The following is a 23,972-nucleotide window of genomic DNA, read 5'->3' as shown; positions in this document are numbered from 1 at the left end:
GGCGCATTGAAAACAGTTCTTTCTGTAGAACAAATTCGAGAGCTAATTCCACATCGGTGGCCTTTTTTACTACTTGATCGTGTAGTAGAACTAAAACCGGGCGATATGGGAGTTGGATTAAAAAATGTAACCGTAAGCGAACCATTTTTTGAAGGACACTTTCCACGAGAATCCATTATGCCTGGCGTGCTCATTGTAGAAGCATTAGCGCAATTGACTGCTGTTGTTTATGGTACGAAAGCACTTCAATCGATGCAAGAAAATGATGAAATTGCAGCAACAACCGTAGAGAATGATGAATTTGTTATCGATCGTCATGTGGATATATCTTCACGTGTTGGTTATTTAGTTGCAATAAAGGAAATGAAATTTTTAAAAACAGTCGTGCCCGGTGATCAGCTTCGTTTAAAGGTGAAAATTGGAAAAAAATTTGGGGTGCTTTCCCAAGTAAAGGTAGCGGCTTATGTTGCGCGAGAATGTGTTGCAAGAGGGGCATTAACTGTCTCCGAAAGACCTGATGGAGATAAAGATACAAGATGAAGTTAGATCAATTGCATATTCGGTCATGTACGGAAGATGATGCGGAGAAAATTGCCAAACTGTATAACGCATTCGGTTTTGGACCGGTAACTTCGGGATATCCACTAAAGGAAAGTGACATTCGTCGATTTTTTGAACAAATGGAAATCATATTATTTTTATGTATGGAGTATGAGGAAAATATTATTGCAACGGTATTATTTACATCTGTTTGTGGGCAAAAGGCGGCAGGGCCACATGCAGTTTGGGGGAGTAAACTGTTTATTCATCCACAATTTCGTAATGGTCCACTGCCAGGAATTTTATTTTCAAAAGCAATCGTGAAACTTACAGACCTTGGCTATCAATATATTGATGTAGATGTAGATCCGAGCCATCACATTGCATTGCCACTTTATAAGCGGGTAGGTTTTATTCGCTCGAGTCGAAGTTATATCGATTATGATGGATTTTTGGAGTTACGAAATTACTTACCATATGTCATTAATTTTTTAAAAACCGGCTATCGTGTAACGGACTTAGATGAGTCATTGGTGGATAGTGGATGGAAAAGTCTTTTAAATACAAAAGCTATCCAAATTCGTTCTAGTGAAAAAGATACGTTTTCGTTATATGGAATGGAAACGTATAAATATGAGATGACTTTTGGTGACGATATTATCGCCTGTTGGATTGACCTTCAATCGGAGCGGGTCGCGATGATGGCTGATCCGCGATTTCACTTTATTAGTTATAGCATGGATGGACAAGAGGTTATTGCAGGACAACCTATTACGCTCAGATTTGAATATGAAAACCGCTTAGCACAAACTGTACTTGTCACATTTCAAACGACTTTGGGAAATGAACGAATGAAATATAAAAATGGACGTAAGCGACGGTTCATACGGGCAGGTGAAAAAATCGTATGGGAGGAAAATGTTACGCCATCCACACAATTACTCGGCCCGCAATTACTACAAACAACGATAAAATTGGGCACATATTCGTTTACATTTCATTATGGTATCCATGTGAAACAAGCTTTGGAAGTTCACTTATGTGAGAAGCCAACAATGATTCTGCACCAATGGGCACCAATTACCGTAGCGGTAAAAAATAACTTACCAGAAACAATCGTGAAATATTATACGGTTCAAGCGGATGATGAAATGTACCTTGAAATTGAAAATAATGGAGCGGCTTTTATTGCATTAAAGGGACGAGAGAGCAAGGAAATACCGTTAAGAATACGGGCGAAAAAAACTGGAACACAACTTGTTTATGTCGCCTTGTATGATATGGAAAATCAGTTAGTTTATCGGAAGGAATTTACTTTTTATAGTATTCTACCGCAAGCGAACAGTCGCTACATGCAAGCAGAAAAAGCTTACTTGGAAGATATACAAACTATCGTGGAGCTTGATGCAGAAACGGGTAGCTTAAAATTAGTTGAAAAGACGACAGATAAAGTAGTTGCGATAGAAGCTTGGCCGGATTTGGATTATCCATTTACCGGAGCAATGAAGCGAATGAATCGTAGAAATATAAAAGTTTTATTTCCAAAAACGGAATCAAAAGTATTGTTAGTGGAGTGTAAAGAAGGCTACTTGCATTTTATTCGAGAAATTACGCTGACGCGTGCTGGCTTCGTACAAATCCATGATTACGCACTTGGAAATGGGAAAAAACTTAAATTTTATCCGTGGTGTACATTATTGGATGCACAAATTACGTTGCCATTTCAATCGGGAACTGTCACGGAGCCACTGGTGTATGAACAGTTTCCTTTTGCAATCCATGATTACGAATATATGTATGATACAGATTTGCCAAGTGATCCCGCGCAATATGCCATGCCATGGAGTTCTTTTTCGAATGATGCATTGCATGTAGGATTGATTTGGCAAGGAAAGGTAGAACGTGTCTTATATGGATTAAGGTGGATGCCGGCTCTTATTGCGACACGGCAATCAGAACAAAAGAGAATTCACTTTTATCCGATGTTACGTCGTTTGTTTGCAAAGTATCAGCCAAAAAATGAACGACAGCTGGAAAGATATCTTTTAAAACGGAGTAAATCTTATATAGATGGTAGAGAACCTGACTTTACCCATTATTATACAATTGGCTATGGAGATAAAAAGGCTACAGAGCGTGTATGGTACGCACTAACTGGCCAAAAGGGTAACGATATGTATCCAGTAGCAAAGCGGATTAACATGAAGTTGACATCAAAAATAGCTGTTGTAGATACCCCAGTATTGGAAATAAATGTGCAACTGTTTACCGAACATATGCAAAAAATGAACGGAATATTATCTGTCTCCATTATAGAACTTGCAGTTACTGAACGTAGGGCAATCGAGCAACTACAAAAAGAGCATGACAGTGCAGTTCAATTTACATTCCCTATTGACACGAATCATATGATGCTTACTGGGACAGTTAAATTTGAAAATGAACAACTAGGAATTTGTGTAACAGAGCCTTTGTCTTTATATATTTCTCATGGGGACGAAGAAGGGGTCCAAATCGTGGAGAGCATACGACGCGAGAAAACGATTGTCACCCTTACGAATGCTAGTTTACAAGTAGAGATGTCACCTGATTTTCAAGCGTCATTGACAGGCATCCATTATAAAGAAAAAAATCTTGTACAATCTTATTTTCCTAAACTCGGTAAATGGGGCCAGCAGCGAACGACACCGGCGGGCATTCATCCCCAAGGACTTGCACATGAAATAACGGCAAGTCATGGGTATATGTTTGAAAAAGGCCAAATGGAAAATTTCACATATGAGAGAAACAAGCTTGCACATACGGCTTGGGAAGGCGTTGCTTGTCACGGAGAAAATTATACAGTTGCATATTACTTGATGCCGGCTGCTCCAGTTATTCGGGTTGACATCGCAATGGGGAATGAGCAGGCAATAGCGTTAGAGCATGTGATCATGCATTTTTATTGGAATCGATATTCACGAGAGAGAACGATTTATTATTGGCATGATACAAAATCATATCAATTAAAAGAAGCAAAGGTAAAACGGCGTATGTATCCGTCCGAAGCAAAAGCAGTGCTCCATTTGGGGAAGGAGTTGTATGTTGCAATATGGACGGAAGAAAAACCTTCCCAATTAGCCATTTCGGAATGGGTTGATAAAGGATTTCAAGTATCGCTGATAGTATCACCAAAGCAACTTTCCAAGCAGCAGCAATCGACAAGTTTTTTTATCGCTGTTACGACATCTTTAGAAGCGGCTTTAGCCTATGTGCATCAATTAAATAGGAGGTGGATGATGGATGAAAGTACTGTTTATAGCACCGAGCCAATATAGTATTGGAGAACTTCATAATGCGATCTATTTAGCTAAACAATTAGTAAGCGAAGGGGTGCAGTGTCATTTTTTAACGAGTGAAAAATTCATTCACTATACGAAACATGCTGGTATGGAGGCAACTTCGCTAACGAGACAGGTGAAACAGAGGCGTGTTGTCGATGCGTGTGTTACGCATTTTCAGCCGAACCTGATCATACTAGCAGACTATCATATTTTGGAAATAGAACCACCGTTAGTAGATTTGGACCATATGATTGGATTTGATATTCCAATCGCGACAATCGATTCCTTATGTTTTGCAACCGAAAGTCCTACCTTATATAACAAGTTGTTTGAGCCAACTTCACATCAAAAGGAAAAATCAAGAATGAAATATGAAACAAGGATACGTAAAATACCAAATGAAATAAAGGTTATTCGTACGTGTCCAATTAATCACCCAGTTCAAGCGGATGACAATATCATAACTGTCACATTATATACCGAACCATTTTCCATCGATGCACAAATAAAAAAGGAAATACGTAGCACATTTGCCTGTAAGGATGAAGATAAACTCATCATGCTATCAAAAGCAGCATGGGCAAATATGTATGTAAAAATGCGTCGGCTTGAAGCAGGTGTTCATATGGATAGTTCATATAGTTATGAAAATATCATTCAAAAGTTCATGGTGAATTATTTAGGTGTAAAAGAATTACCATCCAAAGTCGTGATTGTAGGTATTGCGCCGGAAGATAATTTTATTCATTCAACTGAAAATGATCGAATCCAATTTAAACCAATGCCATTTCTTGATTTAGCTGCATATGAGGAATTACTATTTTCCTGTGATTTATTTATTACAGACAATATTACGTCTTGTTCTATGGCAAAAGCAATCTTTGGTTACGTCCCTGTATTAAGTTTACAAAACTCACAACTGACTACGAACGAACAAGGTGAAGTTTCGATTCCGCACCACTGGGAAGTAAATCGCAAAAGCTTCATACCAATTATGGAGAAATGGCAAACGATATTATCAACGAAAGTATATCCATTTATTACATTTCCAAATGGCTGGGTGAAGGAGCTTGCACCCTTATTAACGGATAATCCGTGGATGGAAGTAGTTGAAACGGCAGAAATTTTCAATATACAAGAAACAGGCATGAAGATCCACGATTTATTGTATTGTGAACGGACAAAAGCGGCTGTTTATGAACAACAGAAGCGGTATATCCAAGCTGTAACGGAAGTTCCTCAAGCGATGGAAATGGTCAATAAAATAATCGAGAAAAGGGAGGAAATATGTGATGAATCTCAATCGCGTGTTGCAAAAACAATTAGGTAATATTGGTGATAAATCTGTAGTGGACGAACTTGGAGACTATCAAATAGTGCAACGATATGTAGATGTTGAAAAAGAGTATGACGCACTTCGAAATCATGTCGGCATAATAGACTACACGGCAAATGGAAAAATAAAAATAACTGGCGATGATCCCGTTGAATTTTTGAATGAATTCCTCACGATTGATATCGAATTTATGGATATAGAAAAAGTAGACTTTTCCTTAATATTAGATGAAGACGCACAAGTAATCGATTTGGTTACAATTTATCATCAGGAAGATTATATATTAATTGAAACATCTGCACATCAGCGTGAAAAGATACATCAATTACTTTTGCATGGAAATAACGATGATATCGTCGTCGTGGAAGACGTAACAAATCAATTTGCAATTATTGGTTTTGAAGGTCCATATGCTTGGAAAGTAGGAAGAGAATTTTTAGACTTTGATATTTCGTCGTTACCATTCCAATCTTTCGTCGAGACAACATGGCAAGATCAATCGATTCTTTTTGCGAGAACAGGTGTAACAGGAGAGTACGGGTACAAAATATGTGTTGCTGCATCAAGTGGGCTCAAATTGTGGGAGCATCTTTTAGAACAGGATTCGGAAGACTTTTCGGTTCACCCAGTTGGAATGCAAGCGTTAGAAATTGCGATGTTAGAAGTGCGGCAACCGAATGTTCGTTACGAAACAAGTGAGTTAAACGTATTTGAAGCATGTTTAGAATGGCTCGTTCATTTTGATAAGGATGAGTTTGCTGCAAGTGAGGTGCTGCAGGAAATACGAGAAGAGGGAGTAGATAAAAGATTAGTTGGTTTTTGCTTTGATGCGAAAGAAGTGCTGGCAAAAGATGATACGATTCTAGTTGAACATGTTGAAGTGGGAAAGGTAGTACAAGTTGTTCATAGTTATCAACTTGGTAAAAAGCTTGCTTTAGGGGTAGTAGAGGACATATTTGCCGTTTCGGGATTATCATTAGTAGCCTATCATCATGAGAAGGGTCAACTTGTGCCAATTGAAACGATTTCATCGCCATATGTTATTCCGAAATCATGGGAAATAAAAATAGTCTAATGAAGGAAGTTATGCTATGCAATGGAAAAAGTATCAAGTAGTTGTCACAGGGATAGGCATTATTTCTGCTAATGGCCATCATATCGAGGAGTTTTGGCAAAATGTACAAGCGGGATCTTGTGGGATAAAGCTTGTCCAAGAATTAGATACTTCTGATTTAAGTACTAGTTACGGTGGAGAAGTGGGGCAATTTAATCCAACAGACCACTTTACTAAAAGGGAATTGTTAGACTTAGATCGGAGTGGTCAATTCGCCGTTCTAGCTGCCCGTGAAGCAGTAAAAAATGCTAGAATTCGATTTACTGAAATGGATCCATATCGAATCGGGATTGTCGTTGGGACATCTTTAGGTGGTATTAGGAGTGGGGAGCAATTCCATAAACAATGGATTGAAAAAGGAATTCGTAAAACAAACCCTGGATTGATTTACAAATATCCGATTCACGTACCGGCGGATAATGTTGCGAGAGATTTGAACATAAAAGGACATAAAAGTGTCATTTCAAATGCATGTGCTGCAGGAACGAATGCGATAGGATATGCATTAGACACAATTCGTGCAGGGAAAGCGGATGTAGTCGTGACAGGTGGAGTAGATCCATTAACGAAGCTTTCTTTAAGCGGATTTAATAGTTTACAAGCGTTATGTGACGGCCCATCATCTCCTTATAGTAAAAGTGATGGGGTAAACATTGGTGAAGGTGCGGCATTTTTAATTTTGGAACGAAGAGACATTGCTTTGAAAAGAGGTGCGACCATTTTAGCAGAAGTACTAGATTATGCTTTATCAGCAGACTGCTATCATCAGACAGCACCTGATCCGGCTGGAGATGGTGCGTTACGCGCAATGAGGCATGTACTTCAGCAAGCTAGCTTGTCAGAAAATGACATTTCATATATTAACGGTCATGGGACAGGTACACCAGCAAATGATTCTTCTGAGCCGAAAGCATTACGGTCACTATTGAATGGACATCAACCACCTATTTCGTCTACAAAGTCTATGATTGGGCATATGCTAGGTGCAGCTGGGGCGGCAGAAGCGGTAACGAGTATTTTAGCTATCCGAGATGAAATCATACCACCTACTGTAAATTTTAAAGCGGAATATCGCGCATTCGATTTTGACTTTGTCCCCAATCATGTGAAAAAGGGCCCACTTCAAGTTGTATTATCGAATTCATTTGCGTTTGGTGGTAATAACGCAACCATTTTATTACAGAAAGATCAAGAACAGGCACGCGAAGAAAAAATTTATCAAAAGAAAAGGCTTGTCATCTCAGGTATAGGAGCGATTGCTGGTAATGCAAAACATAAAGAAGATGTTTTTGACTTGCTACGGAACGGCGAATCCGGCTTAACAGAGATTGCTACATTCGATTCTACTGAATATGGTATCAAACATGCTGGCATTATTCCGGATATTTCATACCGAAAATATATGAATCCAAGTTTATTACGTAAAATGGATACGATTAGTAGACAGGCGACAGTAGCGACAAGGATGGCTTTACAAGATGCAAACTTAAAAATTAATCGCCGTAATAGCGAGCGGGTAGGCGTAATTTTTGCGACTGGAACGGGACCAATTGAAACGGTAGAAGAATTTAATCGAATTGTTATTTCAGAAGGTGCACAAAAGGCAAATGCACGATTGTTTCCTAATACAGTAATGAATGCAGCAGCTGGACATATTGGCTTAAATTTTAAGTTAAAGGGGCCGACATCGACAATATGTGCAGGTGGTGTCTCCGCAATTAATGCATTATTTTATGCAAATAATTTCATTCAGCAAGATATTTGTGATCAAGTCATTGTGGTAACATCTGATGAGTTTAATGAACCGCTCGTTGCCGGTTTACATCGAATTCCTCATTATTTAAGTGGAAATATGCCGATGCCTTTTGATGCACATAGTCAGGGACATGTTTTAGGAAGCGGTAGTGTAGCTTTTGTAGTAGAGAGCGAGGAAAGTGCGCAAGAACGCGATGCATCTATTTTGGCAGAAATGACGGGCTTCGGTTTAACATGTGATAATAGTCGCGTTGCGCGTATCAATCCAACAGGTGAAGAGTGGAAAAGGTCATTCGAACTTGCGTTGGAATCAGCAGACATAACTGCACATGATATTGATTTTATCGCATCCGCAGCAGGTGGTCTCTGGTCATTTGACAAAGTAGAGGCAAAAGCGCTTCATGATTTATTTGGTACAAAAACCCCAGTGACTGCACCGAAATCGGTTTTTGGCGAAACACATGGAACAGCGGGAGCATTAGGGATTTTAAGTGCAATTTTAGCGTTTCAAGGGACACTTGCCCCCATTCAAAATTTGAGTGCAAAGCATGAAGCGGTAGATTTAGATTTGATAATGGAAACGAGAGAAGCGAAAAATATTAATCATGCATTAATTAGTTCCTTTGCCTATGGGGCAAATTACAATTCGTTAGTACTCAAGCGATATGAGTGAATTTATTTGGTGCTATTTGATTTTGCTGTATGTTGCGGAGGGATTTGGGTTGGGAGAGCATGACTCATGTTTAAGTGGAATCAAACCCATTCTTTGAGAAAAACAATTGTTTATCACTTTATTATTTGGCAATTACCTGTCACACAGTTAGGAATAGGGCATTTAGTAAATCCTGATGGTGGGGAGGGAATGGAATATCAAGGTGGCGGTGGGATAAACAGGTGGGGGAGGAAGCAAAAGGAAAGCGCAAAGATGCTTGAATTGGTGAAATCCTTTAAGTGATAAAATAAATGGAAGGGGTAGGTGATCAGTTTGATTTTAGGAATTGGCATGGATTTAGTTGAAATTGCACGAATGAAAAAAGCTTGTGAACGGTCATCTCTCCCTTTTGTTAAAAGAATTCTAACAGAACAAGAATTGGACATGTATCATGCACTCGATTCAGAGAGGCGTAAAGTAGAGTGGCTGTCAGGACGCTTTGCAGCAAAAGAAGCCTTGGCTAAAGCGATTGGTACTGGTTTTGGAAAAGAGTTGAGTTTTCAAGACATCACAATAATGCAAGATACACGAGGTAAACCGACTTTTCAACTACATCCAAAGATTGAAGCACGATATCAACACGCCACTACTTTCCACTTATCAATCACACATACCGCACACTACGCCGCCAGCTTCGTTATAATTGAACTGGGGTCAGACCCCATGTGAGGGATTCCACAAACAAAGTGAAAATGCGTGAAACATGGGGACGGTTCTCCTGTTTCACGCATTTTCATAAACTTTTAATTCTCCTAATGATTGGAAGCCGGCTTTTTGGTAAATCCTTTGGGCTTCTGGGGATGCCTGAAGCGAACAATATGTTGCCTGATGCTTGATGGCTTCATTTAATAAAAATTGGACCATTGCGGTGCCGATACCTTTCCCTCTCATACGATCCTTCGTTGCAATGTCGTACATTCCCACGGAATTACCAGTAAACATGAGGGAGCCAACGGAGACAATTTCATCGCGAAATATGCCGATATAGTTTTTTAAATTTGGGTACGCTGAAGGTGAGAGTGTTGCCAACTTTTTAAAATATGTTTGCATATGACTAGCTTCTGGTTCTTCGTATAGGTTTGATAAAATGGCACCGAATTCAGCAACTTCCGCTAAAGTAGAAACTTCTTTTATGTAAAAATCGTTTATTCGTCTTTTACTGAACAGGGGTATATGATCTAAATCAGCAATCATTCCCAAGTACGTAGTTTTGTATTCTTTTAAACCAATAGATTGTAAATGTTTGATGGTTTCCGGACAATCTTTCCAACACCATACATTCATGGGAAAGTTTTTTTGATTATAATGTTTCACCATGGCGTGTAGCGCTTCCTTAGATGTTAAGTTATCTTGTTGTTTTGAAAGTGTCACGATATTTAAATTATAAGATGGCAGACCAGAATCTACGTATATCATATTATTGGTTTCGTTAACTTCCATGAAAGGAAGAGATTTGGCAACATAAGAAACCTTAGCTGCTAGATTGTCGATTAATACTGCACGTAAATCAATTTTTTCTTCTATCATTGTGATTTTCCCTTCATTTTGTAAATCTAAACGATGCATCTTCTGTTTTTTGAACGGTATATGATTAACTATCATTTTTTTGACACGTCAACTAGCTTTAACCCCTCACATGAAAGAGGATGTATGTATGATATGTGAGAATGAACTGCCAGTAAAAGTTTCATTCGTCCACGAACAACTGATGTGAGAAGTGCGAAAAACTCTGACTGTGTAGCTTCACATGATATAGCAGTGAAGGTGAAACAGGAGAACCGTCCCCCTGTTTCACTAGCTTTATTTAATTGCTTCTTTTACTTTTTGGGCGATTTCTTTTGGAACCCAAGTAGTCCATATATCTTCATTTTCATGTAAAAATTTAATTGCGGCATCGTGTGCGGATGCTTTTTCATCTTGTATATAAACGAGTGCATTGTTCGCAATCAAACTAGAAGTTTTATATTTTTTTAGAAAATCTACTACGTCTGGGGCTCGTTCTGGCAAACTTTTATTTGAGATAATATCAATATCTTGTGCACCAATACTAGATAGTGGACCATCTTCAACCTCTTCTAAAATTGGTGTCATATCATATTTTCCCATGACCCAGTTTGGTTCATAATTGTATCCAATCCAAGGTTCGCCTTTTTCGTACGCACTTGCTAAAGATATATTAATACTAGATTCGGAACCAGGCCGGAAATAGTTATAATGATCATCTAATCCATATTCCTGAATGCCTTCATATAAAATTTCGTCAACCGTCCATCCTGAAATGGAGCCAATAATGCGACCTTTTCCTTCATCCTCAGGGTCTTTGAAAACTTCCCAGTAATCAGGTAAGTCCGTTATATATTTCAAATCAGGCGCAATCGGATCTATACCACGCGCTGAATCACCTTCAATAACATAAGTTGGAACGTATAATCCTTGAAAATTATCATCAAAATTAACGGAGAGCTGAATATAATCGCCATTTTCCACACCATCAAAATAAATATCCCCGAGGTTTTCCGACCATAATTCCATATGGATATCTATTTCTTCTTGCTCAATTCCCTTCATTAAAGCCGCAGTCGATCCCGAAATCGTTTCGGTTTCATAACCGTATCCTTCACTAATAATGATCCCAGCAATCTCATTATGGAATTTCAAACTGTCCCAGCCACCATCTGCAAAAATGATTGGTTCCTTCTTATCAGCACCTGCATCATTACTACAAGCTGTCATGACGAGCATGAGTACGATAGAAAGTAAACCTATCAAAATTAATTTTGGTAAATTAGAAAATGTAGTTTTGTTCCTGTCTACGCTAGTACAACCAGGATTATCATGATATTCCTGGCTCTTCTTAAATTGCTTCATCTTTCTCCTCCACTATATTATTTTACAGTCCCAAGTGAAACGTGTTATATAACTGTAATGGATGTAAGTAATCGGTGAAATTTGATAAAAGCTGGTATGATGGGGTACTTAAAAGGCCGTTACTTATTATGATATACGTTTAGAAAAGCTGATTCAATGCGGTTATCATAGCTGATTCTCAAGCTAACTGTTCTAAGACAGAGGAAAAGCAGCCTGAAAGTAGAGTAGCGCTATATCTTCATAGAAAAACGCTAGAATATGCTGGAAAACTGGGGTCAGACCCCATGTGAAGTATTTAACAAGTGGAGGTGGAGGTGTGGGAATCGTTCTCCTGCGTCACTTCCATGAAGCAGAAGAACCTTTCCTATGTGTCACTCTCAGATGAAACAAGAGAACCGTCCCCATGTTTCAAATTGTTTTTAATAATAGTTTTTTTAGGATGGGGGTGAAGAGTTCGGGGAGGTCGGCTACGTCTTGAATCATGAGGCGTTCTCGGCCATAAATATTTTTCATTGTTTCATCTTCCCGTTCATCTATCATCCCATCAGACAAGAACATGCCGATGACGTCGATCCCTTTCTTCCTCGCTTCTGATACGGCAATATGTGTGTCGACAATACCGTTTTGGTCATAGTTTGCTGCTGCAGGCTCGCCATCGGAGAAGACAAGTAAGAACTTATGATTTTCTCTTCTCTCCATCATCTTTTCAGTAATAACTCGAATACTAAAACCATCACGATTATCTTCTTCAGGTTCAAGTTGCATAATTTTTGCACCATTGTTCCCGTAGAATGAATCTGTAAATGAATGAATGATATGAAAATAGTTAGGTTGTTCCCTTTCTTTCACTGTTGTGGCATCTTCCCAAAAACCAACAATGGCGTGTGGGATTTTTAATTGATTCAGTACCTCATGAAATAGTACGATACCACGTTTTGTCTCCTCCATTTTTTGATGCATCGAGGCAGAGCAATCGACCATTAGTGTAAAAATAGCATCAAATTCATGTGATTCCTGATCCTTTTTATAAAAAAGACGTGGATACTCATCCGTTACGATTGGAAGTAGTTTTTTGGAAAGGCGTCCGTAATGTAAGTCCTTCCGCGGCAACACTTTTTTATGTTCTAGCACTTTTTCAATTGTGTTAGCTAGTTTTCGCTTATATGCATCGATTTCAGAGACAAACTGCTGGTATTTTAAAATATCCTCTACGGGTGGCGTTTCTGCTTCTTTTATAATGGCTATCGCATCAATATTTTCATCACCATAAGGTGCACTGTTTTGTTCACTCGCTTTTTTTTCTGCTTGTTTTTCAAGTGATTGTAGTTTCGAATAATCATTTTGCTTACTTTTTCTAGCTGTTCCTTGTGCCGTACCAAATGCTTGGTCGGCGTCTTCTGTTTCGCGAGCACCCCCGCCTTTAAGGTTTGTTTTCGTTCCTACACCAAGCTCCATTTGTAAAAATGTTTGTTTTCGGTTGGCATTTTCGTTCTCACGATGCCACGTAGAAAAGGTTTCATCGATATATTCACTTTTTTCCTGATCAACATCTTCCTGATCATTGTTGGCAACATCATCTGTACGGGTAAGCTCATCAAACAAAGTATTTCGCTTATATTTTTTATCCCACTTGAATATTGGAAACGTAAAATAAATGTTAATGGTATCCTCATATGAATCAGTAAGTTTCCAAACAATCCGGGTTGCAACGTTAGCAATATCCTGTGTGGATGTCGCCTCGTAACTTTGATACAAGTCTGGTTTTATTTTTTCTAGTGCGTCCAATTGCTGTTGATTTGCATGAGGGAAATCTAAATCTGGACCGTCAGATTGTAACAGTAGATAAATCATGCAAAATAGTTCATCTAAAGCATAACTTCTTGTAATATTTGTTGTTAGTTGGGTGTTGAAAAAATGCTTTAGATAGTGCTTGCGAATTGTAAAATCCTTGCCTGTACCTGGACGTGAATGTTTGATTACTTCTTCCAAACGCAAATCCTCTAACAGGGCAATTAATTGTGTAGCGAATCGGGAAATACTAACATCCTCTATATCATTCCAGTAGTCATGAAACGCTGGTAAATGAGTATGATACAATGTCCCGACAGCACGTAAATACACATCAGTTTTATAGCCGGATTTCCGAATCTCTGGTCTAGTTGCATCCCATAAAGTACTTCCAGTTATGCGCCTTTCCTTCATATCTAGAAAAGAACCATACGTATATTCAAAATTAAAATCGGGAACCTGTGACAATACTGTCGTAAGATCTTGCAGTTGAACAAAAAGATTCGTATCAATCAGAGCATCGTCCCAGCGATTGTATTTCATGGTATCCCCTCCTTACTGAAATAATGTTTCTGCAATATTCATGACAAGTTCACGCTCTCGTACTTCATCCAATTTATCGACAATAGCACGTAAAATAGCTCGTTTTGCAGGTATCATGGTACTTAAATCACAAGCATCAAGTAATGCACGAATTGATGCTGCTTCTTCGGAAAGTTTTCCTTGGTTAACAGCTGCAACTAAGTCTGCGGACAATTTTACAAAAAGGTTGATTGTCTTGCTTTCCGTCAATCTTGTATTATTTGCAATGAGTTGCTTCAGTTGGTCACCTTCGATATAAGGCACATCTAAAATAATAAAGCGATTTTTTAACGCTTCATTCAATGGCACGGTACCGATATACCCTTCATTAATCGCGGCAATTACATTAAAGCCTTTTTTTGCAGTGACGATGTCATTGGTAAATGGATTGGTCACTGTGCGTCGATAATCTAAAACTCCGTTAATAAGTGGCAGCGTTTCGGGCTTGGCCATATTAATTTCATCTATATAAAGGAAGGTGCCATGATTCATTGCATTTGTAACTGGTCCTGGAATGAAATCAATGACCTGCTTTTCATCTTGATAAGTAAGTGTTTTAAATCCCATCAGACTTTCAGCATCTAAATCAACAGAGCAGTTGACACTGTACATCGGTTGGTGAAACAGATTTGACAATGTTTCCGCAAATTTCGTTTTTCCAGCTCCAGTAGGTCCTTTTAGTAATAGGTTTTTACCCATACTTAATATTGTAATGGCATCAATCATTAAATCCATACTTGGAGGAACATATCCCCCCTGGCGAACAAGTTCTTCTAAATTTGTATTTTGATTCCGAGCGGATTGAAGTATATTCAAAACCTCCTCAGGAAGTTGATCATCGAAATGATACATCTGCATACTCCTCTCTTGAAACATGGGGACGGTTCTCCTGTTTCATTTTCACTTTTGAACGTTCTTACTTATTTTAAATGTAAATGCATCATGGAGCAAAATTTTAATCTGTGTAGCAATCTCAAAGTATTACGTCATATGGTTCATTTCTCTTTTAGTTTCACTTGTGTTTTGAATTTAGAGTAAAAATGGGTTGATAGCACGATGATAAACAGCATTATTTCATTTTTAATCCCCTTTTCATAAGTAGGCTGTTGCAACGATAATAAGAACGTATGACTAGTACTTATATGATGATACGAACTGGGTGATATAGTAGTTTGGATTCCCTTTATGACATAAAATGAAAATACCATGTCCTTTTGACATGCCATAATGCATCATCGCAAATGCTCAAACGCTCAAACTTCTGTAAGTAATATTTTCCGAGAAATAAAAGGTGACGGAAACTCCATTTTCCCGTATAGTCGAAGTAGTGAGTAGTTGTTAAAATATGGGAGGGACTTTTAAATGATAAAGAAGGCGACATTATCTGCTCATGGAAGTTGGGAAGATAATTTAAGGAATGAGGTCAAAGTTAGAGATTTAACTCCCTTTATAGTCGATGAGCCAGAAAGACTAGGTGGAACAAATGCTGGACCTAATCCATTAGAATATTTTCTTGGAGCATTGTCATCCTGCACTTCTATTGTCACGGCAATGGTTGCAAAGGAAATCGGTATTACATATGATGCCTTGGAGTTTTTTGTTGATGGTGAATTAGATCCTCGTGGTTACCAAGGTGTAGAAGGGGTGCAAACTTATTTTGAAACAGTAGCACTTGAAATAAAGATAGATACGAAAGCCGATGAAGAAGCACTTCAGCAGTTGAAGGAAAAAGTGGAACAAAGATGTCCGCTGTTTAATCTACTAAAAGATGCAGGTGTAGCAGTACAAAGTCAATGGAATAAGATATAAGGGCTAGATAAACAGAAGGAAGTTAACGGGGGGTCTGACCCCCGTTATTTTGTATATCTATTTGCATAACTACTTGCAACGAAGGCATTTGGTTTAATTTTCGGTTCTAATCCAAGGGATTCCATTCTTGCCACCATTTCATTTACAAAAATCCTCGTTTTATTTCTTTGGCTGGAACCAATATCAATATGACCTTCAATTGTAAAAGAAGCACCCTTGTAAATATGTGGTAGTACAATATCAATGAGTTGTTGTTTCTTCTCTTCGGTAAATAATGCGACTACTTCTTCAGTTAATGCTGTTTCAAAGGAAATTCGTTCATGAAGATTTGTCATTTTCCTTGGGACATTTACTTTCCGGATGCAGGCCCATGCCCCTTTTCTCTCGCGCTGAATAACGATTCCTGTAATAAATTTAGTGAAGGTTGTATGAATTTGAGAATCTGTACCAAATATTAGTCGGTAATTACCCGTTATATCTTGTTTCATAAATGTAACGATATGGTTAAAAATTTGTTCGAAAGACATATGCTTCTGACTTAGATTTTGAAATGTTTTATTTGATTCATTCCGATATGTCATAGCTTTCATACCTCCCATTATCGTGGCGAATAGATTGTCACGGTTTAAAAAATACCTCACTATTTTCATTATAGGATTTGTATAAGCTTAACATACCAAAAATTTGCTAAAGGGGTCTGACCCCAGTCGAAGAGACGGTAGTTTCTGTTTTGCACTTCTATCATAAATTGTTCTCTCTGAAGTATTTTACATACGGCTAGCATGATTTTACTTTAAAAAGTCTGCCTTTTAAAAAGTTTTACTTACGAAGTATTTACTTCATTTGCTATAATAACAAAGCAAATTGAAAGGAAGGAGAGATGACACATGCCAACGACAAAAAGAGAAAGTTTATATTTTGGCCTAATGATGTGCTTTGGAATGGTGTTAGTAATGACAATCTATAACCTTTACCTAAATGGAACAATTGGTAAAATGACTTTTATAGAAGGAATTTCAGACTTTTTTATCGGGTTTATCATTGCGTTTGTGCTTGATATGTTTATCGTGGGACCTAATGCTAAAAAAATAGCATTTAAATTGACGATGAATACGGAAAAGAAAATCTATACAGTCCTAACAATATCAACTTGTATGGTAATAGGAATGGCTTTCTTTATGTCCATTTATGGTTTAGTTACAACTTATATTCATAGTGGCTATACTTCAAACACTGTAGTAAAAGATTACTTTATCGTTTTCGGTAAGAATTTCATAATGGCGCTGCCTTTACAAATTTTCATCATGGGGCCGTTAGTACGGTTCATATTTACTAAGTATATGAAATCCAATAAAAAGCAAGAGCTGGGACAAATATAATGGTAATGAAGTAGTTATTAAGAATGTAATGTACCTGTTTGAATATGTGTTTAATAAAAAGATTATTCGCTTTTATAGTTGAATAATCTTTTTTGTGTTTTCAACTGTTTCGAGCGTGGTGAGGAAAAACCTGCACAAAGGAAAAGAAGCTTGTTTCTTTAGCATATCTAACTGAAAAGGACTATAAGTTGAAAAAATATATAGAGAGAAAAGATATGATAGAAAAGACATGGGTCTTATGATAGAGGGGGGATATTCAAAGATACTTACAAGATAAACGGAATAGTAGCTTTTTTATGGAATAGAAGTTAAAAATCGGCCAGAATGCCATTGTAGATAGGAAATAAAGTCATTTTTATAAATTGTTATGGACTTCATTTGTACAAATTATTATCGTAGGCATAGGTGTTTCGATATAGGAAAAAGCACTCTTGTTGATCATATTTTCGTATGCTAGAATTTTAAGCGAAATAAGAAAATACTGACTTAATCTGTAGATTAAAGTCGAAACAAGGAGTGATGAAATGTTTAAAAAGCTGTCAACAATATTTCTAGTCTTTCTTATTGCTCTTTACCCAACAGTAGTATTTGCTGATAGTGTTGTTGGAGAAAATGAAGCGGCAAGTGAGGACAATGTGACAGAATCGCAACAAGATGTGACAGAAAATGAAGATACAATAGAAGAAGAGGTTGCCCAAGATGTTGAAATGGAAGAAGCTGAAGTTGATTCAGAAGAACTAGTAGTTTCAGAAGTTGAGAAACTAGCATCTGAAGAGGAATCTCAAGAACAACAAGAAATAGAAGTAGAGGAAACAGAGGAAGTAGTTGCGGAAACTTCTAAAGATCATACTGTCCAAAATGGAGCGGAAGTTTCAACAGTTCAAAATGATGAAGGCTTATCTGTTGCAGATGATAATCCAGCGTTAGATTTACAAGGCTCTATCGTAGGAAAAGCGGAATTCGATGAGGAAAAGGGCTACTACGTGCTGGATGTTACTGTTACAGCCCAAAATCAAACTGAAACTAGCACGGAAGGACTTTATGTCGGATTTAAAGTTCCGGAAAATGTAAGTGTGTTAGATACTGAAATCACACCAGAGGATTTGAAGCTTCTTAGATTAGATGATGGTTCAACTGCTGTTGCTGTAAAGCTACCAGAGATGACAACGGATGCTGAACACTCGATAACGTATACGATTCCAGTCTTTGGAGTTTCAGATGATAGAATTGTAGACAATGTAATTAACGTATATGCATTTGACGAAAATGGCTATCATCCTGTTGGGCATTTTTCAGGTTCGATTGATGTTGATTTTACAGCAATGAATTTGCGCTGGGATTTTAAGGCGAAAAGTCAACTCATTAAGGACTACCCTGGTTTAGAAGGGAATCAATTTGGTTTACGTTTTTCGTTTGAAGCTATGAATTTATCAATCCATAGTGAGGAACAAGTTAAAATTAAGTTTGATGTGCCAGAAGAAATTACGGTTCATGAGCCTGACCAATACATAGGTAGTTTAGATATTGAATGGGATGGAAATACAGCTACTATTGATCTGGGAACAGTTAATGGCGGTTATGGCTATGAAGGATTTTTTGAAGCAATTGGTGAGAGTACTAAGGCTTTAGAGGAATTAGAAGGCTTAAATGTTACAGTTATGCTTATTAGAGATGGGACAGTAGTAGAGGAAACAATCGAAGTTCCATTTGAAATCGCCTCCTATGATGACGAAGACGGAGAAGACGGCGACGATGGATCCGACGGAGATGATGGAGAAGACGGCGACGATGGATCCGACGGAGATGATGGAGAAGACGGCGACGATGGATCCGACGGAGATGATGGAGAAGACGGTGACGATGGATCCGACGGAGATGATGGAGAAGACGGTGACGATGGATCCGACGGAGATGATGGAGAAGACGGTGACGATGGATCCGATGGAGATGATGGAGAAGACGGCGACGATGGATCCGATGGAGATAATGGAGAAGACGGTGACGATGGATCCGATGGAGATAACGGAGACAAAGATGGAGATAAAAATAATGATGTTGATCAAACTCCAACACCGGTAGATGGTGATGCTAATGGGGATGGATCAAAGTTACCAAACACGGCAACAAATAACTTTTTGTTTATTTTAATTGGAAGTTTACTTTCTGTTACTGGTGGAGCTCTTGTATTAGTTAGAAGAAGATTCATATAAGTTTTAGAGTTTGTTATCAAACTGAAAGTAAATTTTAGAAGACCACAATACGTGCAATGACGTGTTGTGGTCTTTTTCGTGTTCTAAACATGTGCATATTTTCAATTTGCGGGGGTCAGACCCCAATATTCAAAGGAGTGAAGCTATAATAATATCAATGCAACTACAACAGGGGTGAAGAGATGAGAGTGATTGTGATTGGAAGGTGAAGCTGTTTTAGTTCACGAAAACAGAAAGTAAATCCACTTAAATTGTAAGGAGTAGATCGTGGTTCATCTTATAGTCTGTAGATTCAAAAAACAACATCATCATATGCCATTCCATTAGATATGATAGAAGAAATAGCTGATGGCAAGGACTTCACATACAATAGAACCATTAAACTCAGATTATTTACATAACAAACATTTGCCTTTCATTTATTTACTGTCTAAACTATACTTGTTACTGAAATATGATTGGAGGAAACATCATGTCCGTTTTAAAACAATTTAATCTTGCAAGAACTTCGTTACTAACGTTTATTCAGGATTTAGATGAAGAAATATTGGACCACAAATTCAAAGGTTTTGATAATACAATACGTTGGCATATCGGAAATATATTGTTCTCTGATGAAAAGTTATTATTTGTGAACAAAAAGGAATCACAGGATATTCCAGCAGAATATGCTGATTTATTTAGCTCTGATATTAAAGTGAGCGATTGGACGGTTGAACCTCCTTCACTTGCACAACTCATAGAGGATTTGCAAAAACAGCAAAATCGAGTTAATAGTTTTGATGAGCTCTTTTGGCAATCTAACGTAAAATTCAAAGTACCATACGGTTCAGTAGAAACACACGGAGATTTACTCATTATGCTCGCCTATCGCGAAGCAGAAACCGTAGGCAGAATAAAAGCAATGAAAGAAATGCTGTGAAACAGAGGGACGGTTCTCTTGTTTCATCCCTTTACAAGATGAGGGGTAAATATAACTAGTGACATTCAGAAGCTTTATACAAAAAAGGCACAATAAGCGGATATAATCTGCTCATTGTGCCTTTTTATTGTAGCTAAGGCGATAGAATCCAAGTATCCGCATCGAGAGTTGAGGGATTTTAGAATGATAGTGGGAAACAAGGGCTAGTAAAATCCAAATTTGGCCAACTAAAAAAAATTCGCAATGAAGATTAGAAATTGGCAAATGGAGGTCATGATTGATGTATATGGATAAAAGTAAATAAATTTTACACTACATAGGGGAAGCTGAAAATGGCAACTAAACTCATCATTGATGTAAATAAATTTAATGTAAATGGGTATTTTAAAAGTAATTGTGATTAAAAGGTGGATCAAAACATGGTGAATCGGATATTTATCATTTTGGCAGCTATTGGCATACCGGCATCAGTTATCGGGGCATTGTTTGACTGGCCAACAGTTATGATGTTTATTGTATACTGTTTGACAATCGTGGCACTAGCGGGTTTTATTGGTAGGGCTACAGAAAGCTTGGCAATTGTAATGGGGCCAAGGATTGGTGGCTTACTAAATGCTACATTTGGAAATGCTGTGGAACTAATTATTTCATTTTTTTCACTAAAAGCAGGATTAATTGGCATAGTATTAGCCTCATTAACTGGTTCGGTATTAGGAAATTTATTACTTGTAGCAGGTCTTTCTTTTTTTGTAGGTGGATTGAAGTTTAAACGTCAATCATTTAGTGTCACGGATGCACGGCACAATGCTGGTTTGTTAATTTTTGCAATCATCGTTGCATTCGTTATACCTGAAGTTTTTTCACAAACATTAAGTGATAAGAAAACGTTGACGCTTAGTATTGGCGTTTCAATTGTGCTAATTATTTTGTATTTAGCAGCACTGTTTTTTAAACTAGTGACCCATCGTGGCGTATATCAGAATAGTGAAGAGGAAGTAGAGCAGGAAGAACAGGAAGAGGAAATTCCGGAATGGAGCTCGAAGAAGGCGATTATAATTCTTGCCTTAGCGACCATTACCGTAGCGTATATCTCAGAAAAATTGGTACATACATTTCAAGTAGTTGGGGAAACATTTGGTTGGTCAGAGTTATTTATTGGAATCATTATTGTAGCGATAGTCGGAAATGCTGCCGAACATGCTTCCGCAGTACTAATGGCTTACAAAAATAAAATGGATGTAGCTGTAGAAATTGCAATTGGTTCAACACTTCAAGTCGCCATGTTTGTTGCACCTGTACTAGTTTTACTCTCTTTTATGTTCGCTACTCCCATGGCTCTTGTTTTTACATGGCCAGAATTAATTGGCATGATAACCGCCGTTTTATTAGTCATTATGATTTCAATCGATGGCGATACGAATTGGTTTGAAGGACTGGTTTTATTATCCGCATATGTAATTATGGGGATTGGATTTTATTTATTATAGTAATATACACTTTATTCATTTGAGTGAGGAGCATTTAACAAGATGCAACTGCTATTTTTGGAGTTGCATCTTGTTTTTTGTGAAGAAAGATATTGAACCTCGGAGAAGAAAGAACTGCTATTCGTTAAAGAAAGCATGAAGGATCCTTATTTACTCCTGTTGTTGTGGAGCAAAATAAAGGTGGAATATTTGCTATCTACTAGCCATATTCATAATCAACTGTATATCTAACAATGTTGAGGGCATTAGTAAAATTTTGCGGAAGGATATGGTAAATTACCTACTTTAAAGGGGATACGAATAGAGATAGAAAGAAAAATATCGCCTCCTGTATCATGTTACTATTTATTCATTTTATAAAGCGGATGTCTCGTGGAGGTACATGAAGTTTAGAAGTAAAAATTCTCTTGACATATCATATGATATTCGTTTTAATTATAATAATAAAACAACTTAGAAAATTCCTGTAATTGATAAAATGAAAGGGTTTACAAGACTGTATAAAATGGATTGGGAGGAGGCCGGAGGATATTCTAATAAGAAATTGCAATTTTTGTTGAAAAAGGGGAGGGAGTTTGGATGGAAAATATAGAAAAGTTTTTAAGCAAAATGAGTGATCTCGTTTGGGGAGTACCATTAATTGTCTTATTAGTTGGTACTGGTATTTATCTTACTTTTCGACTTGGACTTTTACAAATTCGTTCATTACCTTATGCCTTAAAACTTGCCTTTTCTAGAAATCAAGACAAAACATCAGAAGGAGATATATCGCACTTTCAGGCACTGATGACAGCATCAGCAGCAACAGTTGGTACAGGTAACATTGTTGGGGTAGCGACAGCGGTAGTACTTGGTGGTCCTGGTGCTGTTTTATGGATGTGGCTTGCAGGTTTATTCGGAATGGCGACAAAATATGGGGAAGCAATTTTAGCTGTTAAATATCGCGTGAAGGATCCCGAGGGTAATATGGCTGGTGGGCCAATGTATTATTTGGAACATGGCTTAAAACAAAAGTGGCTCGGGGTGTTATTCGCAATTTTTGGTGCGCTTGCCGCATTTGGAATTGGGAATGGAACGCAAGCAAAAGCGGTAGCTGATTTAATGAATGATACATTTTCAATACCGTTTTGGGTAACAGGTCTGGCGCTCGTTATTTTTGCAGGTCTTGTCATTATTGGTGGAATTAAATGGATTGGAAGAGTAACAGCATTTTTTGTACCGATTATGGCGGTATTTTATATACTTGCTGGGTTAATTGTAATGATTATTAATATTAATCTTGTACCGGAGGCAATTGCAACAATCTTTTCGTATGCATTTTCTGGTGAAGCTGCTTTAGGAGGTACGGTTGGTGCTGTAATCCGTTTTGGTGTTGCACGTGGATTATTCTCGAATGAAGCTGGGATGGGTTCTGCCCCGATTGCAGCCGCAGCAGCGAAAACTGATTTACCTGGTAGGCAGGCATTGGTTTCGATGGTTCAAGTTCTGATTGATACGTTAATTATTTGCTCCATTACTGGCATAACAATCGTGATGTCTGGGCAATGGCAAGATAAAAGCATTCAGGCAGGCGTGTTGACATCTTCTGCATTTGAAACATTAATCGGGGGTGCGGGCCCTTATCTCATTACAATTGGACTATTGTTTTTTGCATCGTCCACAATATTAGGTTGGGGATATTATGGTGAAAAATGTTTCCAATACTTATTTAAGCATCCAATAGCTGTAAGGGGATACCGTCTTGTTTTTGTATTGTTTATATTTGTAGGTGCAACTGCAACACTTGATGTTGTTTGGAGTTTAGCAGATGTATTAAATGGCTTAATGGCTATACCGAACTTGATTGGTTTGCTCGGATTATCAGGTGTCATAATATATGAAACAAAGCGTCTCCAAAAGAAAGTGGAAGAAGAAAAAGAAGAAGCCACTAAAAATACAGTAAAAGGCGCGTAGTTAGGATTAAGGGGCTGGGAAAAATAAATGTGCTAGACCCTTCTGTCGCAGCCCCATTTCTTGAAAAAGCTAATAATATTATCATATCAGATATTAATAAGAGCTTATGATTTGTGTCTAACTGTCAATGTGATTAAAATTGTGGTAGTTTCATTAGTATTTATGTAGTTTAGGTTTCCTAGTCCATTAGATTG

18 protein-coding genes are annotated in these 23,972 nt (G+C 37.8%); 13 read left to right on the top strand and 5 right to left on the bottom strand.

Features of this window, described 5'->3' with window-relative positions; genetic code table 11:
- Positions 1-6: 6 nt before the first annotated feature.
- The 7 genes from fabZ (at position 7) to acpS (ending at position 9,449) form a co-directional block, all read left to right on the top strand.
- Positions 7-540 (top strand): 3-hydroxyacyl-ACP dehydratase FabZ, encoded by a 534-nt coding sequence (gene fabZ, locus ACFFIS_RS17830; protein WP_320379995.1) that lies wholly within the window; start codon positions 7-9, stop codon positions 538-540.
- Positions 537-3,857, top strand: a complete 3,321-nt coding sequence (locus tag ACFFIS_RS17825; protein ID WP_390188606.1) for a GNAT family N-acetyltransferase — start codon at positions 537-539, stop codon at positions 3,855-3,857. The genes fabZ and ACFFIS_RS17825 overlap by 4 nt, the downstream gene beginning before the upstream one ends.
- Complete coding sequence (locus ACFFIS_RS17820) at positions 3,823-5,193, top strand: DUF6365 family protein (RefSeq protein ID WP_320379991.1); 1,371 nt, start codon at positions 3,823-3,825, stop codon at positions 5,191-5,193. The genes ACFFIS_RS17825 and ACFFIS_RS17820 overlap by 35 nt, the downstream gene beginning before the upstream one ends.
- Complete coding sequence (locus ACFFIS_RS17815) at positions 5,156-6,274, top strand: glycine cleavage T C-terminal barrel domain-containing protein (protein WP_390188605.1); 1,119 nt, start codon at positions 5,156-5,158, stop codon at positions 6,272-6,274. Before ACFFIS_RS17820 ends, ACFFIS_RS17815 begins: the two co-directional genes overlap by 38 nt.
- A gap of 16 nt (positions 6,275-6,290) precedes the next feature.
- On the top strand, positions 6,291-8,741 hold the full coding sequence (locus ACFFIS_RS17810) for a beta-ketoacyl-[acyl-carrier-protein] synthase family protein (protein WP_390188603.1): 2,451 nt from the start codon (positions 6,291-6,293) through the stop codon (positions 8,739-8,741).
- Positions 8,742-8,807: 66 nt separating this feature from the next.
- Positions 8,808-9,023, top strand: coding sequence for a hypothetical protein (locus ACFFIS_RS17805; protein ID WP_320379987.1), 216 nt, complete (start codon positions 8,808-8,810; stop codon positions 9,021-9,023).
- A 30-nt stretch (positions 9,024-9,053) separates the two neighbouring features.
- Entirely contained in the window at positions 9,054-9,449 is a 396-nt protein-coding gene (gene acpS / locus ACFFIS_RS17800; RefSeq protein WP_320379986.1) for a holo-ACP synthase, read from the top strand.
- Between the two features lie 54 nt (positions 9,450-9,503).
- On the opposite strand, the gene ACFFIS_RS17795 is transcribed toward acpS, so the two are convergent.
- The 4 genes from ACFFIS_RS17795 to ACFFIS_RS17780 form a co-directional block, all read right to left on the bottom strand.
- Positions 9,504-10,382 (bottom strand): GNAT family N-acetyltransferase, encoded by an 879-nt coding sequence (locus ACFFIS_RS17795; protein WP_320379985.1) that lies wholly within the window; start codon positions 10,380-10,382, stop codon positions 9,504-9,506.
- A 198-nt stretch (positions 10,383-10,580) separates the two neighbouring features.
- Positions 10,581-11,648: an ABC transporter substrate-binding protein gene (locus tag ACFFIS_RS17790; RefSeq protein ID WP_320379984.1), complete on the bottom strand. Its 1,068-nt coding sequence runs from the start codon at positions 11,646-11,648 to the stop codon at positions 10,581-10,583.
- A gap of 408 nt (positions 11,649-12,056) precedes the next feature.
- Positions 12,057-13,979, bottom strand: a complete 1,923-nt coding sequence (locus ACFFIS_RS17785; RefSeq protein WP_390188602.1) for a vWA domain-containing protein — start codon at positions 13,977-13,979, stop codon at positions 12,057-12,059.
- A 12-nt stretch (positions 13,980-13,991) separates the two neighbouring features.
- Positions 13,992-14,894, bottom strand: coding sequence for an AAA family ATPase (locus ACFFIS_RS17780; protein ID WP_390188600.1), 903 nt, complete (start codon positions 14,892-14,894; stop codon positions 13,992-13,994).
- Positions 14,895-15,380: 486 nt separating this feature from the next.
- Between ACFFIS_RS17780 and ACFFIS_RS17775 the strand changes: the two genes are divergently transcribed.
- Positions 15,381-15,827, top strand: a complete 447-nt coding sequence (locus ACFFIS_RS17775) for an OsmC family protein (protein WP_320379980.1) — start codon at positions 15,381-15,383, stop codon at positions 15,825-15,827.
- 44 nt (positions 15,828-15,871) lie between these two features.
- Here the strand turns inward: ACFFIS_RS17775 and ACFFIS_RS17770 are convergent, their stop codons facing one another.
- Positions 15,872-16,408 (bottom strand): ribonuclease H-like YkuK family protein, encoded by a 537-nt coding sequence (locus ACFFIS_RS17770; RefSeq protein ID WP_390188599.1) that lies wholly within the window; start codon positions 16,406-16,408, stop codon positions 15,872-15,874.
- A gap of 306 nt (positions 16,409-16,714) precedes the next feature.
- Between ACFFIS_RS17770 and ACFFIS_RS17765 the strand changes: the two genes are divergently transcribed.
- The 5 genes from ACFFIS_RS17765 (at position 16,715) to ACFFIS_RS17745 (ending at position 23,778) form a co-directional block, all read left to right on the top strand.
- Complete coding sequence (locus tag ACFFIS_RS17765) at positions 16,715-17,206, top strand: DUF2798 domain-containing protein (RefSeq protein ID WP_320379979.1); 492 nt, start codon at positions 16,715-16,717, stop codon at positions 17,204-17,206.
- A gap of 524 nt (positions 17,207-17,730) precedes the next feature.
- The gene (locus ACFFIS_RS17760; RefSeq protein WP_390188597.1) at positions 17,731-19,416 is read left to right on the top strand and encodes an LPXTG cell wall anchor domain-containing protein; all 1,686 of its coding nucleotides are present in this window, start codon (positions 17,731-17,733) and stop codon (positions 19,414-19,416) included.
- A gap of 472 nt (positions 19,417-19,888) precedes the next feature.
- Positions 19,889-20,338 (top strand): DinB family protein, encoded by a 450-nt coding sequence (locus ACFFIS_RS17755; protein WP_320379976.1) that lies wholly within the window; start codon positions 19,889-19,891, stop codon positions 20,336-20,338.
- A 419-nt stretch (positions 20,339-20,757) separates the two neighbouring features.
- Entirely contained in the window at positions 20,758-21,825 is a 1,068-nt protein-coding gene (cax, locus tag ACFFIS_RS17750) for a calcium/proton exchanger (protein WP_390188595.1), read from the top strand.
- Between the two features lie 579 nt (positions 21,826-22,404).
- Complete coding sequence (locus ACFFIS_RS17745; protein WP_390188593.1) at positions 22,405-23,778, top strand: alanine/glycine:cation symporter family protein; 1,374 nt, start codon at positions 22,405-22,407, stop codon at positions 23,776-23,778.
- Positions 23,779-23,972: the final 194 nt, after the last annotated feature.

The sequence above is a fragment of the Paracerasibacillus soli genome, assembly GCF_042432965.1.
Classification (GTDB): Bacteria; Bacillota; Bacilli; order Bacillales; family Amphibacillaceae; genus Paracerasibacillus; species Paracerasibacillus soli.
Note: the sequence above shows the minus strand (reverse complement) of the source record. Positions and strands in the feature narration are given on the sequence as shown.